Source organism: Leucobacter japonicus (assembly GCF_001273855.1).
Lineage (GTDB): Bacteria > Actinomycetota > Actinomycetes > Actinomycetales > Microbacteriaceae > Leucobacter > Leucobacter japonicus.
In genome coordinates this window covers 1-12,837 of sequence record NZ_JHBX01000107.1, presented here as the reverse complement: position 1 = coordinate 12,837, position 12,837 = coordinate 1, and the positions used below count along the sequence as shown (strand labels likewise).

Annotated in this window: 14 protein-coding genes; 9 read left to right on the top strand and 5 right to left on the bottom strand. The window is 67.6% G+C overall.

Going from position 1 to position 12,837, the window contains the following annotated elements; all coding sequences use genetic code 11:
* The first annotated feature begins 24 nt into the window (after positions 1–24).
* The 7 genes from AMS67_RS08810 (at position 25) to AMS67_RS08780 (ending at position 7,190) form a co-directional block, all read left to right on the top strand.
* Positions 25–1,062 (top strand): hypothetical protein, encoded by a 1,038-nt coding sequence (locus tag AMS67_RS08810; RefSeq protein ID WP_053387053.1) that lies wholly within the window; start codon positions 25–27, stop codon positions 1,060–1,062.
* 69 nt (positions 1,063–1,131) lie between these two features.
* Positions 1,132–1,998: a helix-turn-helix domain-containing protein gene (locus tag AMS67_RS08805; RefSeq protein ID WP_053387052.1), complete on the top strand. Its 867-nt coding sequence runs from the start codon at positions 1,132–1,134 to the stop codon at positions 1,996–1,998.
* Positions 1,999–2,164: 166 nt separating this feature from the next.
* A complete protein-coding gene (locus AMS67_RS08800; protein WP_075201296.1) occupies positions 2,165–3,211 on the top strand; it encodes a FecCD family ABC transporter permease in 1,047 nt (348 codons plus the stop codon).
* The gene (locus AMS67_RS08795) at positions 3,208–4,266 is read left to right on the top strand and encodes a FecCD family ABC transporter permease (RefSeq protein ID WP_241488029.1); all 1,059 of its coding nucleotides are present in this window, start codon (positions 3,208–3,210) and stop codon (positions 4,264–4,266) included. Before AMS67_RS08800 ends, AMS67_RS08795 begins: the two co-directional genes overlap by 4 nt.
* Positions 4,263–5,132, top strand: a complete 870-nt coding sequence (locus AMS67_RS08790; protein ID WP_053387051.1) for an ABC transporter ATP-binding protein — start codon at positions 4,263–4,265, stop codon at positions 5,130–5,132. The genes AMS67_RS08795 and AMS67_RS08790 overlap by 4 nt, the downstream gene beginning before the upstream one ends.
* Before the next feature lie 56 nt (positions 5,133–5,188).
* Positions 5,189–6,214, top strand: coding sequence for an ABC transporter substrate-binding protein (locus tag AMS67_RS08785; RefSeq protein WP_053352281.1), 1,026 nt, complete (start codon positions 5,189–5,191; stop codon positions 6,212–6,214).
* Between the two features lie 55 nt (positions 6,215–6,269).
* Positions 6,270–7,190: a siderophore-interacting protein gene (locus AMS67_RS08780; RefSeq protein WP_053387050.1), complete on the top strand. Its 921-nt coding sequence runs from the start codon at positions 6,270–6,272 to the stop codon at positions 7,188–7,190.
* A 12-nt stretch (positions 7,191–7,202) separates the two neighbouring features.
* On the opposite strand, the gene AMS67_RS08775 is transcribed toward AMS67_RS08780, so the two are convergent.
* Both AMS67_RS08775 and AMS67_RS08770 read right to left on the bottom strand, forming a co-directional pair.
* Complete coding sequence (locus tag AMS67_RS08775) at positions 7,203–7,877, bottom strand: hypothetical protein (RefSeq protein ID WP_053387049.1); 675 nt, start codon at positions 7,875–7,877, stop codon at positions 7,203–7,205.
* A 194-nt stretch (positions 7,878–8,071) separates the two neighbouring features.
* Entirely contained in the window at positions 8,072–8,581 is a 510-nt protein-coding gene (locus AMS67_RS08770; protein WP_053387048.1) for a hypothetical protein, read from the bottom strand.
* A gap of 75 nt (positions 8,582–8,656) precedes the next feature.
* Between AMS67_RS08770 and AMS67_RS08765 the strand changes: the two genes are divergently transcribed.
* Positions 8,657–10,264, top strand: a complete 1,608-nt coding sequence (locus tag AMS67_RS08765) for a leucine-rich repeat domain-containing protein (RefSeq protein WP_162230840.1) — start codon at positions 8,657–8,659, stop codon at positions 10,262–10,264.
* Positions 10,265–10,593: 329 nt separating this feature from the next.
* On the opposite strand, the gene AMS67_RS08760 is transcribed toward AMS67_RS08765, so the two are convergent.
* The 3 genes from AMS67_RS08760 to AMS67_RS08750 form a co-directional block, all read right to left on the bottom strand.
* Positions 10,594–10,932, bottom strand: coding sequence for a hypothetical protein (locus AMS67_RS08760; protein WP_156316600.1), 339 nt, complete (start codon positions 10,930–10,932; stop codon positions 10,594–10,596).
* A 71-nt stretch (positions 10,933–11,003) separates the two neighbouring features.
* Positions 11,004–11,789: a hypothetical protein gene (locus AMS67_RS08755; RefSeq protein ID WP_156316599.1), complete on the bottom strand. Its 786-nt coding sequence runs from the start codon at positions 11,787–11,789 to the stop codon at positions 11,004–11,006.
* 10 nt (positions 11,790–11,799) lie between these two features.
* Complete coding sequence (locus tag AMS67_RS08750; protein WP_053387044.1) at positions 11,800–12,174, bottom strand: hypothetical protein; 375 nt, start codon at positions 12,172–12,174, stop codon at positions 11,800–11,802.
* 134 nt (positions 12,175–12,308) lie between these two features.
* Here AMS67_RS08750 and AMS67_RS08745 point away from each other — a divergent pair, with 134 nt between their 5' ends.
* A complete protein-coding gene (locus AMS67_RS08745; RefSeq protein ID WP_053387043.1) occupies positions 12,309–12,719 on the top strand; it encodes a DUF1801 domain-containing protein in 411 nt (136 codons plus the stop codon).
* Positions 12,720–12,837 lie beyond the last annotated feature (118 nt).

The window sequence follows — 12,837 nt, the reverse complement described above, 5'->3', positions numbered from 1 at the left end:
GGCGAACGCCGTACAGTGATCCCCATGACTGGCGGAGTACTCGGTGGGGGCGTGATCTTCGTGGTCGCTGCGCTCCTCTGGGGAGCCGTGCTCGTTCCGTCGTGGATGCGGCGACGCGAGTTCCGGGCCGCCGAGAAGAACGCACTGCGGTTGCAGCGCACGCTGCGCGTGCTGGCCGAGGCGAACGAAGTGCCTCAGGAAGTACGGCTCGAGGCTACGGCGCGCGAGGCGCTCGCGCACGAGAAGATGCTGCGCAGTGCGCAGCGACGGCAAGACGCGGAGCGCGACGCGGCGCTCGCGGAAGCGGAGGCGGAACAGGTGCGAGCCGAGATCAGGGCGCAGCAGATGCGCCGCAAGCAGGCCGCCGCTCAGCGCTCGGCGAAGGTGCGCCGCCCGATTGCTCGCCGCGTGCGTGCGACCGCGGCGCTCGGCGCACTGCTGGGGGTTGTCGGGGTGCTCGTCGGAGCCGGGTTCGCGGTTGCCGGGAGCGGTGCCGGCATGCTGCTCGGTGCGCTCGCGCTCTTCGCCGCCTCGAGTGGCGCGCTGGTGCTGCTCGCACCGGGTCGCAACCGCGTGCACACGATTCCCGCTGAGCAGGTGACGACGGCGATCGCGACTGCGGTGGTCGAGTCGGCCCCGCAGCCCGCACCCGAGGTCGACCCGACGGTCGCCGCGGCAGCGCACGCTGAAGCGCAGCGCGCTGCTGCTGAGCGCATCGAGCGCGCTCGCGCACTGGCTCGCGCTCGCGCCGAGCGCCCCGCGCAGAAGGTGAACCAGACTGATTCGATGCTGCTGCGCGAGGTGAGGCAGCAGCTGGCGCAGTCGGCGGCTGAGGCGTCGCCGGCACGCGCTGCGGCATCGGCCGCCGCTGAAGAGCACCAGCGCCAGCAGGAGCGCGCCCGTGACGAAGAGCGCCAGCGCGCCGCGGTTCGGGCGCGTGAGGTGCAGGCGCAGCGCGACGCGGCGAGTGACCGCCTGCGCCGCATGGGCGTGGTCGGCGACACTGCCGAGGGCCTGCCCGATCTCGACGCCGCGCTGCGTCGCCGTCGCAACGCGAGCTGAGGCACCCGAGATCCTCATCACACGTATGTTAGGTTGAACTTACCTGCACACGTGCTTCTTGAGGTCTCCATGGTTCTGCTCTCCGCCCCGTACGCGCCCTCCGCGCTGACTGCTCCGGTGACGGCTCCGGGGCAGGCGCTGGCGCCGGCAGCAACCCCGGCTCGTGCACATCGCGCGGCAACCCGCGATGCGGTGCGCGAGGTCCCGAGGCACTTTCTGCTCGCAACGACCGTGTTGCAGCCCGACCACGGCCTCGCCTGGCCGCCGCATCGCCACGTCGAGCATGAGCTGCTCTGGACCGACAGCGGCGTCGCGCACATGGTGGTCGAGGGGCGCCAGTGGACCGTCACGCCGGGTGTCGGTGTCTGGATTCCGGCGGGTGTGGAGCACGAAGGCTCGACTCGTGATCGCACGGCGGTGCGCGCCACGTACTTCGCGCTCGACAGTTGGACGAAGACGTGGCCGACGACGACTGCGGTGCGCATCCATCCTGCCGTGCGGCAGCTGCTGATGCATCTGAAGCACGCGGCCATGAGCGACGTGCAGCGGCTGCGCGCTCAGCAGGTCTGCATGGACATGCTCGAGGCGACGGAGTCGGTGCAGCTCGACGTGCCGTTGCCGGGGGACGCGCGGCTCGCCCCGCTGGTTGCGCGCGTCATCGCGGACCCGGCCGACGATCGATCGCTCGAACAGTGGGCGAGCGACATCAACCTCACGGCGCGCACCGTGAGTCGAATCTTCGCTGCCGAGGTGGCAATGAGCTTCGCGGCTTGGCGCAGGCTCGTGCGCATGCAGGCGGCGCTCGGCGCCCTCGCTGGCGGTGTTCCGGTGAAGACGGTTGCCGGTCAGGTCGGCTATCGCACGACGAGCGCGTTCGTCGCGGCCTTCCGCAAGGTCGTGGGTTTCACCCCGGGCGACATCGCGGGCCGGTTGTGAGGTGCCCGATGGGTGTCCGGATCGCGACAGCGCCTGTCTCCCCGCACCCTCCGGGGCCGCGTAGCGTCGAACTCGTGCGCTGACGCGCGCCCGCGTTGCCGCGCCTCAGTGCGCCGACGCGACAAGCACCCCGTCCATCCCCGATCCGCACGGAGCCCGATCCACGTTGAGCGACACCCTCACCCGCCCGAGAGCGACGACCGTGGGCCTCGCGTCGGGCAACGCGTCGCGGGCGCTCGTGCTCTGCGTGGCACTCGCCGTGCTCGGCGCGGTGGCGATCCTGAGCGTGATGGTCGGGTCGCGCGACCTGGGGTTCGACGTGGTGCGCGACGCCGTCTTCGCGCCGAGCGGCGATGAAGCGCAGTTCGTCATTCTCGACCTGCGCATTCCGCGCACGGTCGTCGCGATCGTGGTCGGGGCGGCGCTCGGGGTGTCGGGCGGGCTGATTCAGGCGCTGACCCGCAATCCGCTGGCCGATCCGGGCATTCTCGGGGTGAACTCGGGCGCCGCGTTCGCTGTGGCCGTGGGCATTGGCGGGTTCGGCGTGGCATCGATCTCGGGCTACCTGTGGTTCGCGTTCGCCGGGGCGCTCGCGGTGTCGATCGCGGTGTACGCCATCGGTGCGGCCGGCCGCGGGGGAGCGGACCCGCTGCGACTCGTGCTCGCGGGCGTCGCACTCGGGGCAGTGCTCGGGGGACTCACCAGCGGCCTCACACTGCTCGACCCGAAGGCGTTCGACGCCATGCGCAACTGGGGCGCCGGCACCGTGGTGGGGCGCGGCCTCGACGTGGTGCTTCCGGTGCTGCCGTTTCTTGCCGTCGGGCTCGTGCTCGCGGCGATCGTGGCGCGCTCGCTGAACGCGATCGCTCTCGGTGAGGATCTGGCGGCCGCGCTCGGAGCCAATGTGCTGCGCACTCGCATCGTCAGCATCATTGCGATCACGCTGCTCGCCGGCGGCGCCACCGCGATCGCCGGCCCGATCGGGTTCGTCGGGCTCATGGTGCCGCACGTGGCGCGCTGGTTCGTCGGCCCCGACCAGCGCTGGATTCTCGCGTACACCGTGGTGCTCGCGCCGATCCTGCTGCTCGTCTCCGACATCGTGGGGCGCCTCGTGATGCGCCCGGCCGAGATTCCGGTCGGCATCGTGACGGCGTTCGTCGGCGCTCCGTTCTTGATCGTGCTGATTCGGCGCCGAAAGGCGAGTGGGCTGTGAGCGACGTGCAGGATCGCGTGGACTTCGGGCGCACCGTGCACCGGTGGCAGGCCCGCGGCGTCTGGCTGCGCATCGACATGCGCTCGGTCGTCATCGGCGTCGTGCTGCTGGTGGCGTGCGTGGTGATCGGCGTGCTGGGCCTGGTGTTCGGGGAGTACCCGCTCAGCCTGAGCCAGGTGGGCCACGCGCTGTTCTCGGGTGTCGACGACTTCACGCGCACCGTGGTGGTGGAGTGGCGCATGCCGCGCGTGCTCGCCTCGATCGTGTTCGGCGCGGCACTCGGAGCGAGCGGCGCGATCTTCCAGTCGCTGACACGCAACCCGCTCGCGAGCCCCGACATCGTGGGCTTCTCGGCGGGCGCGTACACGGGAGCGCTCATCGTCATCATCGTGCTCGGCGGCACGTACCTCGAAGTCGCGGCGGGGGCGTTCGCCGGTGGGCTCGCCACGGCGCTGCTCGTGTACGTGCTCGCATTCAGCCGCGGCGTGCAAGGCTTCCGGCTCATCATCGTGGGCATCGCGGTGTCGGCGATGCTCGGCTCGGTGAACACGTGGCTGATGCTCACCGCAGACCTCGACCAGGCGCTCATTGCGGCCGTGTGGGGTGCCGGGTCGCTCAATGGCATCACGTGGGCGCAGGCGGGCGTCGGCAGCGCGCTCGTGATCGTGCTGCTCGCCCTGGCGCTCGTGCTCTCGCGTCCACTGCGGCAGCTCGAGCTCGGCGACGACGCCGCGCAGGCGCTGGGGGTCCACGTCGAGGCGGCGCGCCTCGCGCTGATGCTCGTGTCGGTCGCTCTGATCGCCGTGGTCACGGCGGCGGCCGGGCCGATCGCCTTCGTGGCGCTCGCCGCGCCACAGATCGCGCGTCGGGTGACCCGCGTCGCCGGCGTCTCAATCGGGGCATCCGCACTCATGGGCGCCGCGCTGCTCGCCGCCTCAGACTTCGTCGCGCTCCACGCGCTCCCCGCGATGCTGCCGGTCGGCATCGTCACGGTCGTGATCGGCGGCGTCTATCTCATCTGGCTCCTCATCCACGAAGCACGGAGGCGACTGTGACGTCCCCAGACTCTGCACCTGCCCACCTGCGCGTCGAGTCGGCGCGCATCGGCTACGACCGACGGGTCATCTCTGATGACCTGACGGTCGCGATCCCGAACCACTCGTTCACGGTGATCGTCGGGCCGAACGCCTGCGGCAAGTCGACGCTGCTGCGCGCACTCTCACGGCTACTGAAACCGCAGCAGGGCGAGGTGCTGCTCGACGGCAAAGCGATCTCGACCTACAAGGCGAAGGAAGTCGCGAAGCGCCTGGGGCTGCTGCCGCAGACCTCGCTCGCACCTGACGGCATCACGGTCGCCGACCTCGTCGCGCGCGGGCGCTACCCACACCAGGGGCTCATTCGTCAGTGGACCGACGACGATGAGCGCGCCGTGGTCGAAGCCATGGCGGCGACCGGGGTCACCGAGCTCTCGCCCCGACTGGTCGACGAGCTGTCGGGTGGGCAGCGTCAGCGCGTCTGGGTCTCGATGGTGCTGGCGCAGCAGACTCCGCTGCTGCTGCTCGACGAGCCGACCACCTTTCTCGACATCTCCCACCAGATCGAGTTGCTCGAACTCTTCACCGACCTGCACCTCGCGGGCAACACGCTCGTCGCGGTGCTCCACGACCTCAACCACGCGGCCCGCTACGCCACGCACCTCATCGCGATGAAAGACGGTGAGATCGTCGCCGAGGGCGCCCCCGCCGACATCGTGACGGCCGACCTCGTGCACGAGGTGTTCGGGCTCGAGTGCCGCGTCGTACCCGACCCGGTGACGGGCACCCCGATGGTCGTGCCGCTCGGCCGCGATCGCAGCGGCACCCCGTCCGCGCGTCCGGAACGCGACGCGTCTCGTCCGCCCAGCGTCGCCGCGGCTCCCTAGCGTGGATCGTGGCGCTCCGCGCCGGTACCCCCGTCTCCGAACGACCAAGGACTGACATGACTCTCGCTTCACCCTCCGCGACCCGCACCACCGCGCGCCCCGCCGTGCGCCGTGCGATCACCGCCTCGCTCGCCGGATTGCTCTCGGTCGGGCTGCTCGCGGGCTGCTCCGCGGAACCGTCTGCGGAAGCCGCGGGGTCGGGCGGATCCGCCGAGACCATCGATTTCTCGTACGAGGGGTACGAGGCCACGATCCCGGCAGAGCCCGAGCGCGTGGTCGTGCTCGACAGCCGCAGCGGGCTCGAGATGTCGCTGCTCGCCGACTACCCGATCGTGGCGACCGCGTTCGATGACGACAGCCCCCTGTCGCCGCTCGTCGGCGACGATGCAGCACACCTCAAGAACACGGCGTTCGACCTGAACCGCGAAGAGATCGCCTCGTACAACCCCGACCTCATCGTCGTGGGCTCGGGCTGGGCGAACTACTACGAGGGCGAAGACTTCAAGCTCGACGAGATCGCCCCCGTGCTTGCGGTGAACGACGGCCTCGATGTCGCGGGTGCGTCGGCCGACGACCCGTTCGTGTCGATGACGGATCAGCTCACGCTGCTCGGCCGCACCGACGAGGCCGACGAGGCGATCGCGGGCTACGAAGACGCAGTGGCGGATGCGAAAGAGCGGATCGGCGATCGCGTCGCGGGCAAGAGCTTCGTCGCGATCCACACCCCGACCGACAACTTCACCGTCGTCACCGGCGACTCGATCTACCAGGTGGTGCTCGCCGACCTCGGACTCACGGAGTACGAGAACGCCGAGATCACCGCCGCGCCCGCGAACCAGAACGGCGACGGGCACATGCTGAGCTTCGAGAACGCCGTCAGCGCGCTCGGTGGAGCCGACATCGTGCTCGTGCTGAAGGCGGAGGAAGACATGGAGCTTGATCCGCTGCTCGCCCGCGTGCCCGCCGTGGAGGCCGGCCACTGGATCGACGGCAACCTCGCGCAGCGCTTCGGCTTCGCGCTTACCTACACGAGCTTCGTGAACGATATTGCCGATAGCGTCGAGGCATTCGACAACTTCTGATCTGGGTTGCGCGGCGGAGCGCCGCAGCGCCCTGGCCCCGCACTGAGAGGACCCCATGACCGACACCGCGTCACCATTCCCTGCATCGTACGTGCCCCGCATTCACCGCGCCGAGGTGGTCGAGGTGCGGCGTCTCGGGCCGGGAATGGTGCGCGTGGTGTTCGGCGGCGACGACCTCGTCGATTACCCGACCACTGGCACCGGTGACGAGTATGTGCGCATGTTCTTCCCCGACACCCCCGACGACGAGGTGCGGCTGCCGTTCATCACGTCGCTGCGCGGCTGGGACTACGCCGAGGGAATCGAGCCCTCGGAGATGCGCGTCTACACGATCCGCGCGCATCGGGCGGGGCAGGTCGACGTCGACTTCGTCGTGCACGAGGGCGGGATCGCCGCCGCGTGGGCGCTGCAGGCCCGGCCCGGGCAGGCGGTCGGCATCAACCCGCCGTGCGGGCTGTACGAGCGCCCGGAGGCACTCAAGCGACAGATCCTTGTCGCCGACGAGCCCGGCCTGCCGGCGGCATTGCGCCTCGCCGAGGAGGCCCCCGACAACGTCGAGACCGTGCTGCTGCTCGAGGTGGGAGACGCTGAGCGGCGTCTCGTTGCGGCCGCCGCCGACGCCGAGGGTGTCGAGTACCGCTGGCTCGACGGCTCGGGCAACGGGCACGCCGACAGTCGCGTGCTCGACGCGCTGCGCGAGCTGAATCCCGACGCATCGACGTACGTCTGGGTGTCGACCGAAGGCCGCCTGAACCGTGCCGTGCGCAAGTACCTGCGGCACGAGCAGCAGTTGCCCGCTGCGAACTACAAATGCGTGGCCTACTGGCAGGAGCGCGCCGAGGCGTGGCGTGCACGTCTCGACGCGCTCGGGCCGGCATTCACCGAGCGTGTACAGGCCCTGAGATCTGATGCAGATCGCGACTCGGAAGAGGTCGTCGACGCGGTCGAAGCCCTGTACGAGGCCGCAGGCCTGTAACTCGGGTGGTGCCTAGAAGGCGACCGTGAGGTACTGGCCCATTGCGTACGAGCTCACCTCGACCGACTTCGAACCCACGGCAGCTCCCGCCCAGTCGTCGCGCCAGTTCGTCGCCGAGATGGTCGCCGTCCAGGCGCCCGAGATATCTGCGGTCGCCGTGACACCGCTCAGACCGTAGATGAGGTTGACCTGCGTGCCCGGCGTCGCGGTGCCCGAGATGACGGCACGCTTTGCCGCGCGATCGACCGACGTGGCCTGAGCCGTGAACTGCACCGTGCTCTGCGCGCGGTCGATCGTGACGCCCGTGTACGAGCGTGCGTCGTTCGTCGGAGCGCCGACGGTGCGTGCCCGGAACGTGTTGTCGCCGTAGGTGCCCGTCGCGGTCGCGGTCCAGGCGCCCTGCGCGTTCGACTGCACGGTCGCAACGCGCACGTAGCGACCGGCTGCCGCGCGTTCGACGTAGACCGTCGTGCGGGCCGCGGCCGTGCCCGAGAGCTGCACTCGCTGGGTGTCGGGCTGCACGGCATCGACCTGGATGGTCGGGGCGCCGGTGGTCGAATCCACCGCCGAGATACCGGCGGTCGTGGTGCTCGGCGCGGGTGCGACGGCGTTCGCGGGGAGAGCGATGCCGCCGGCGAGCGCAGCTGCGAGGACGCCGGTGGCGCCGATACGGGTGATCTTGTTCACGTGAGATCCTTCGGTCGTGCCGCACCCAGTGCGGCGATGGTGACGTGAGGAGGAAGCGGGCGGGGTGCCGCTTCCTCACTCTCGAAGGTATGGTTCAGCGTGTGGCCATCGAATCGACCGATTGGTTGATGTTTTGAAATTTCAGTTGGCTAAAACACCGTCAATGAACCTTTGTGGTCCACGCGCGAGGGTGCCTATTTGCTGGTCGCGAGCCAGATGTGGTCGACCCCGTCGATGATCGCGACGATCGCGAGATCTTCGTTGAGATCGTCAGCACTGAACAGTTGCGACGCGAACGCGTGGACGCCGAAGCGGGTGAAGAACCACTGGCTCAGTTCTTGCGAACGTACGTCCTGCCACATGAAGAACACGCCCTGCTTCTTGTCGCGACGCCGGTAGGTGGCCTTCTCGTCCGCGCGCGTCAGGGCGGCGGGCAGGTCGTCGGCGACGGCTGCGATGGCGGCGGTGACATCGGCGGTACCTGCGTTCTCGTCCCAGATGAGGTGCACGAGAAGCCCCGTGCCCGTGCCGCCGGGAGCGCGCACTGCCTGGTGTGCCAGCACGGCGCGCTGCTCTGCGCTGAGCCACATCTGCTCGGCGCGCGCCGCCTGCTTCTTTGCCCCGAAGACCCCGGGCTCGTTGCATCGTGCGAGAAATGCGTCGCGCGAGATGAGTGATGCGGCAATGGCTTCGTAATTGTTCATGGGACACCTCTCGTATGTCAAGTAATTTAGGTGTAGTATATGGGATATTAAATAATGAATGTGTGGAGGAATACAATGAAATCACGTCGACTGGGCGCAGGAATCTGGCGTCGAGCAATGGGAGGACTGGTGGTTGCGGGCGTGAGCGCCGTGGCGATCGGAGTGGGCGCGGTACCCGCGAATGCCGTTGACCTGGACTTCCCAGATGCGAATTTCGCCGACTGCATCAACAGTGCGCTCGGTCAGCCAGCAGGTTCGGCGATCACTGACGTGCAGGCCGCGAATCTGCCGTACCTGAACTGCAACTTCTCCGACATCACAGATATCACCGGTGCCGAAGCGCTCACCGGCACGCGCGAGCTGCTGCTCAGTGTCAACGACATCAGTGACATCTCGCCGGTGTCGAGTCTGACGGGACTGGAGCGGCTCGATTTCTCGAACAACTCTGTGAGCGACGTATCGTCGCTCTCGAACTTGACGAACCTGACAGAGCTCACGATGGGCTTCAACCAGCTCAGCGACATCAGCGCAATCTCCGACCTCACTGGCCTGACGCACCTCGATTTTCAGCACAATCCGAACGTCGATCTCTCTGCGGTTGCCGGGCTCACCAACCTCACCTGGCTTTCGGTGACGAACATCAACGGTGCCGACCTGACCCCGCTGTCTGGCCTGACCCAGCTCTCGTCGCTGATCATGATGCAGGCAGGTGTGACCGATCTCACACCGCTTGCGCAGCTCACGAATTTGAGCGGAGTGCTGCTCGGCGGGAACTCAATTCGCGATATTTCACCGCTCGCAAACGCGGTGGCCGCCGACACCAGCGATCCTCGGCACATGATTTTGGCAGATGGACAGAACATCTCCCTGTCGGATGGTGTCGTTGGGGTCGGGTCGAATACGCCGATCATCGGCCTTGACGGACAACCCGTGCCGGTCGCAATTTCGGGCGACGTCGTAGCCGATCCAACCGGACTCAGCTGGGTCCCGTCGGCTCCAGGGTCTGCGTGGGGCAGCTGGAGTATCAACTATTCGGGTGGCTCGACGCATGTATTCAGCGGCACGTTCTCTCAGAACGTTGTTGCGGCACGACCCACCACTCTCGTCGATGATGCGGTGAGCACCGCTGCCAATACGCCGGTCACCGTCGACGTGCTGTCGAACGACGGCGTGGGTGATGAGCCCGCCCTCGACCCGGCGAGCCTCGCACTGGTCGACGCGCAGGGTAACGCCCAGACCGCAGTCTCTACCGCCGAAGGCCAGTTCTCCGTGGTGAGTGGCATGGTCGTCTTCGTTCCCAATGCCGAGTTCGCCGGAGTGGTCTCGATCGACTACCGAGTGACCAACGCCGATGGGGTTACCGGCAACGCGACGCTGACGGTCACCGTCGACGCTGCGGTTGCCGCAGGTGCGGAGAGTGACGCCGACGCTGATGCTGGCGCTGCCGCAAACGGGGGCGCGACCGCAAGTGCCGATGCCGTCGCACAGTCGAGTGGCGCAGGTGCGGGTGCGGCGAGCGATGCGGGCACTGCGGCGTCCGCTGCAAGCGCCCAGGTGGCTCTGGCTCAGGGGCGCCTCGCACAGACCGGCTCGTCGAACTCGGCGATCGCGTGGCTCGCAGGTGCTGCGATGCTGACGCTCGGTGCCGGCGTGCTTATTGCACGAGCGCGACGCCGCGCATAACCTGCCAATCAACCGGCACGACCGCGTCCGCTGTGCCCTCGGGTGCGGTGGGCGCGGTCGCTGTCGTTGGAGGTGTGATGCGGCCTGCGTCGGGCGGGTTCGAGCGTCTCTCAAACTCGCCATTCTTTGGATTTGAAAATTAAGTATGAACAAATTGCATAGCGTGAATTATGGTCAAGTTACCCTCTGACGGTGCGGACACAGCCGCAGCGTTTCAACTGCCGGAAGTACGCCCTGGTCCCACCATGAGCGGCGAGCCACCCGAGCAGTTCTGAGTGGCTCGTTTTGCGTGATCCACCACCTTTCTTGCGCTTCGCCTCGGTGCGCGTCTACCCGCGCTCCCACGGTGGCGGCACAGGTGTGCGAATCGTGCTGTACCTCAGCTCGCGATCATCGAGCGCGACCTTCTTGAGCCACTCTGCGCGCCCGCGCTGGGAGAAACCCGCGCCGCCGGCACGATTGTCGCTCGTCGAAAGCACGTATCCGCCGGGGCCACCGCCCGAGACATCCACGGGCACGCCACGGTAGGAGCCACGCGTGCTGACGTGAAAACAGGTGAACTGCCCATTGCGCTCGATGGGGTGGTAATAGCCAGTCTTGCCGGGTCGTCGGGTGAAGCCGGGGGCCGGCGTGAGAGACCACAGCGACCAGCCGAATGTGCTGGTCACCTGATACTCAACGCCATCGAGTCGCGAGTGCAACCCCGATTGCAGCGGGCGAGGGTCATCGGATCGGCGGGTCACCCGGCTGCCGATCGCGCGGCTTCGGTGAATTGCGCGGAGCGACTCCGCGAGCGCATGCGATAAAACTCAAAGGTGCGGGTGCCGCGCGTCCAGCTCGGCCTGGTGTGGGGGCCGGGGTCGGTGCGTGCTCCGAGCGATTCCTCGAGGTACGCGAGCGTCAGTTCGTAGGCAGCGTCGTCTGACTTCGGCTTTGCGCCCGTCGGTACCGAACTCGCATCGAGATACAGGTGCGCCCGCACCGTGCCGTCGGGGAGAAATCGTGCCAAGGTGCTTTGCGAGTAGCGGGCTGGTTTGGGCCAGAACTCGTTGCTCTCAGGCTCGGTGCCAGAATCGATGAGTTCGTGAGCGAGCAGCCACGCGACGCCCGGATCGCCGGCAAGCCAGTCAGCAGCCGCCGCCCGCACGGCCGCGAGTGAGAACTTGCGCTGGAAGTCGAGAGTGAACTCATCGCCGCGGCATCTGATCCTGAACTCGAACGAGCCGAGATCCCAGTGCTTATCGGTGCCGACGGCTTTGCCGGCCGATCGCGAGATTGCGGCACGCAAACGTCGTTCACTCGCCGCATCGTCATCACGACCGGTCACCTGGAACCGGGTGCTCACGCGTGGGCTTACCGCATCGTCGTCGTCGAGACCATCGTTGTACTCGATCTTGCGAGGAAGCCCCGAAGACTCGAGCAGGTCGCGCAGATCCTCCTGCGACGACACCTCGTCATGCCAAATCGTCGCCGCAAGTGCCGGCAATGCGGTCAGGACGTCATCGAAAGCTACCGTTTTCCCCATGCACAGCAGGTTACCCGCGCGCGGGAAGGCGCAGGGCGATTCCTTGGCTCACCGCGAATGCGGCGACGTCGATGGCGAGCACTGATGCGGCGAGGGCGAGCACCCACTCGCCCGCGAAGAGGCCCGTCGCCGCGAGGGCCAGGCTCGCCGCGATGTTGGCGACCATGACGAATCGGGTGGCCTGTCGAATTGGGCGATGCACGTGCGACCACCAGACGTATCCGCCCCACGCGGCGGTGAGTGCGCCGATGACAACCAGCACCGGGAGGGGGACCGCGATGCTGCCGGCGGTGAATGGCGCCGTGGCAGCTACGAGTACTCCCAAAGCGATGCAGTAGATCGCGTCGATACGCAGGCTGAGGCGGGCGAGGCGGTGACCGGTCATAACTCGATTCTGCCTCAGACGCGGGCTGGGCGGCCATGCGGTGAACGAGGAGGTGCATCGGTCAGGATTCGAGAAGTTGCCCGCCGGGCGGCCGTTTAGCCTGGCATCACGAACGTTGACCGAAGGGGGACCGAATGCCGAACACAACCGAGACGCTTTCCGCCGAGGAGCGGAAAGCGATCAGAACGCGCGCCGCAGAACTCAAGAAGCGAGAGAACGGCGACGCCGAGGTGCGCAAGATCATCGAGGCGATGACGCCCGACGAGCAGAACATCGCGCTCCGCCTGCACGAAGCGATTCTCGAGGAGGTGCCTCGACTGCAGCCGAAACTGCGCTACGGTCAGCCGGCGTACTACCTGGACGGCAAGGTGCTGTGCTTCTTCATGGCCGCATCGAAGTACCAGACGGCCACGTCGACGTTCGGCTTCGAAGATGCGACGCTCATTCGCGATGGTGGCATGTGGCCGAGCGCATACGGCATTCTGGAGCTCTCTGACGCGGACGCCACGCGCCTGTTAGACCTGGTGAAGCGGGCCGTGGGGTAGCGGGGGAGCGCCGACGAACGCCCAGGCCCTGGGTAGCCTGGCGGCTGCATGCGATGGCGATGGTGTTTCTGACCCCACCGCGACATGGTCAGTAACCGTTGATGTGACGCCTCCGGCG

Bases quoted from the DNA above. Each gene is read 5' to 3' on its own strand.
- AMS67_RS08810 (WP_053387053.1), top strand. From the start codon at position 25: ATGACTGGCGGAGTACTCGGTGGGGGCGTGATCTTCGTGGTCGCTGCG.
- AMS67_RS08805 (WP_053387052.1), top strand. From the start codon at position 1,132: ATGGTTCTGCTCTCCGCCCCGTACGCGCCCTCCGCGCTGACTGCTCCG.
- AMS67_RS08785 (WP_053352281.1), top strand. From the start codon at position 5,189: ATGACTCTCGCTTCACCCTCCGCGACCCGCACCACCGCGCGCCCCGCC.
- AMS67_RS08780 (WP_053387050.1), top strand. From the start codon at position 6,270: ATGACCGACACCGCGTCACCATTCCCTGCATCGTACGTGCCCCGCATT.
- AMS67_RS08770 (WP_053387048.1), bottom strand. From the start codon at position 8,581: ATGAACAATTACGAAGCCATTGCCGCATCACTCATCTCGCGCGACGCA.
- AMS67_RS08765 (WP_162230840.1), top strand. From the start codon at position 8,657: ATGAAATCACGTCGACTGGGCGCAGGAATCTGGCGTCGAGCAATGGGA.
- AMS67_RS08755 (WP_156316599.1), bottom strand. From the start codon at position 11,789: ATGGGGAAAACGGTAGCTTTCGATGACGTCCTGACCGCATTGCCGGCA.
- AMS67_RS08750 (WP_053387044.1), bottom strand. From the start codon at position 12,174: ATGACCGGTCACCGCCTCGCCCGCCTCAGCCTGCGTATCGACGCGATC.
- AMS67_RS08745 (WP_053387043.1), top strand. From the start codon at position 12,309: ATGCCGAACACAACCGAGACGCTTTCCGCCGAGGAGCGGAAAGCGATC.